The 1,973-nt window shown below is 35.7% G+C and carries 2 protein-coding genes; one reads left to right on the top strand and one right to left on the bottom strand.

Annotated elements, in window-relative coordinates; translation table 11 throughout:
* Positions 1–57: 57 nt before the first annotated feature.
* Positions 58–1,386 carry an RNA-guided endonuclease InsQ/TnpB family protein gene (locus H7N67_RS07865; protein WP_187939613.1) on the bottom strand — a complete coding sequence of 443 codons (1,329 nt, stop codon included), beginning with the start codon at positions 1,384–1,386 and terminating at the stop codon, positions 58–60.
* A 36-nt stretch (positions 1,387–1,422) separates the two neighbouring features.
* Here H7N67_RS07865 and tnpA point away from each other — a divergent pair, with 36 nt between their 5' ends.
* A complete protein-coding gene (gene tnpA, locus H7N67_RS07860; RefSeq protein WP_078259695.1) occupies positions 1,423–1,839 on the top strand; it encodes an IS200/IS605 family transposase in 417 nt (138 codons plus the stop codon).
* The last annotated feature ends 134 nt before the right edge of the window (positions 1,840–1,973 follow it).

Raw genomic sequence — 1,973 nt, 5'->3', positions numbered from 1 at the left:
GTGAAACCACCCCTTGCTAAAGCAAGGAGCTTCCTAACTAAAGCGCCCTAATGGACACTAACACGAAAGGCTTTGTTCTTTAAAGTCTGCATGGATATTTCCTACCCCAAAAAGACTTAACCCTTTGCTTAAAATATTGTTCGCAGCGTTGATGTCTCTGTGTTCTCTATACCCGCATTCTAAACACCAATATTGCCTATGATTCAATTTAAGCTTGTGGTTGATATTCCCACAACAATGGCAAGTCTTACTCGTATATTGTGGGGGAACTTTCACTAACAATTTGCCATTATGCTGTTGTTTGTAGTCTAAAAAAGAGATGATTTGATAGAATGAAGCGTTTAAGATAGATTGATTAAGCCCACTCTTTTGTTTAACATTTTTGAGTTTAGCTCTTTTAGTCATGTTTTTTACTTGCAAATCTTCAACTACTATCAATCCAAATTGCTTTGAAAGTTCGCTTGTGATTTTATGGTATCTGTCTGTTTTTTGATGACTAGATTTGTCAAAGGCTTGGTTTAATTTCTTTTGCGTTTTGTAAAAATTACCTCCTAATTGGGTTTTGTTTTGTTTAGACTTTAACACCCTACGGCTTTGTTTTCTTTGTAATCTTTTAAATTTTTCAGAGTATTTTTTTAAAGAATACAATTTGGAATAAGTAGGGATAAGTCGTTTAGTATCCAGCTCTTCATCTATTTCTATCCCTAGTAATTCTTTCATGTCTGTTTGGTATTGCTTAAAGTCCGTTAGTTTTTCATGGTTGTTTATCTCACAAGAACAAGCTATATCAAGGATATTCAAATCTAGCCCCACACCATTTTTAGTGTTTTTGATGGGAGTAATGTCTTGTTCGTATTCCACGCTAAAGCTAACAAAATATTTTCTATGGCTGCAAGAGATACTAATTTGTTTCACTTTAAAATTAGGGGGGAAGTCTCTATGCATGCGCATCATTAAGGGCATTTTCATTAAAGTGAATATCTTAAAGCGGTCATCATCGCTTTCTTTGATAGAGAAACCTTGATTGTTCCACGAAAAAGATTGTTTAGCAGATTTAGAGTTTTTGAATTTAGGAAAGCCCCTGTTTTTAACTTTAAAAGCATCTCTTAAAGCCCTTTCAACATTCATGCGTGATTGTTGGGCTATCACACTACTAAAACTTAACCCCCTAGCGTTCAAGTGGTGTTTAATCGCATGATCTAACTCGCTTGATTTTTTCCACTTTCTTTCTTTGAGAGGTGAATCTTTGTTGGTTTCATATTGCTCTTGCAGTAAATTCAAGCCAATATTATAAGCTTGATTATAGACAAAAAAGCAGTGTTGCAACTTATCTTGTTGTTCTTTAGTGGGATACAAGCGGAATTTAAAACCCTTATTGACTTTCATAGAAGTATTTTAACCTCTTTTTGTTAAAATAGGTCTATGAAAAAAATTGATGATATGAGACACGGAAGACATTGTGTTTTTTTAATGCATGTGCATTTGGTATTTGTTACTAAATACAGGCGTTCAGCGTTCAATAAGGAAGTGATAGATTTTTTAGGATCGGTGTTTGCCAAAGTGTGTAAGGACTTTGAGAGCGAATTGGTAGAATTTGATGGGGAGAGCGATCATGTGCATTTGCTTATCAACTACCCTCCAAAAGTGAGCGTGAGTAAGTTAGTTAATTCTTTAAAAGGCGTTAGCAGTCGTTTGACTAGACAACACCATTTCAAAAGCGTTGAAGCTAGTTTGTGGGGGAAGCATTTATGGTCGCCTAGTTATTTCGCTGGGAGTTGTGGGGGCGCGCCTTTAGAGACGATTAAGCAATACATACAAGAGCAAGAAACACCGCATTAAATTAGCTAACTTTGATTTTTAATAGAATGCACTAAAAAGCGAATGGATCTAGGTGAAACGATATTCAAATACCTAACAGATATGCACTTACATCTCCGCCCTAAAGGACGGAGTTTTTCGTGCTAGTGGGATAA

Source organism: Helicobacter pylori (assembly GCF_014498195.1).
Lineage (GTDB): Bacteria > Campylobacterota > Campylobacteria > Campylobacterales > Helicobacteraceae > Helicobacter > Helicobacter pylori_DO.
This window is presented reverse-complemented; position numbering and strand designations above follow the sequence as displayed.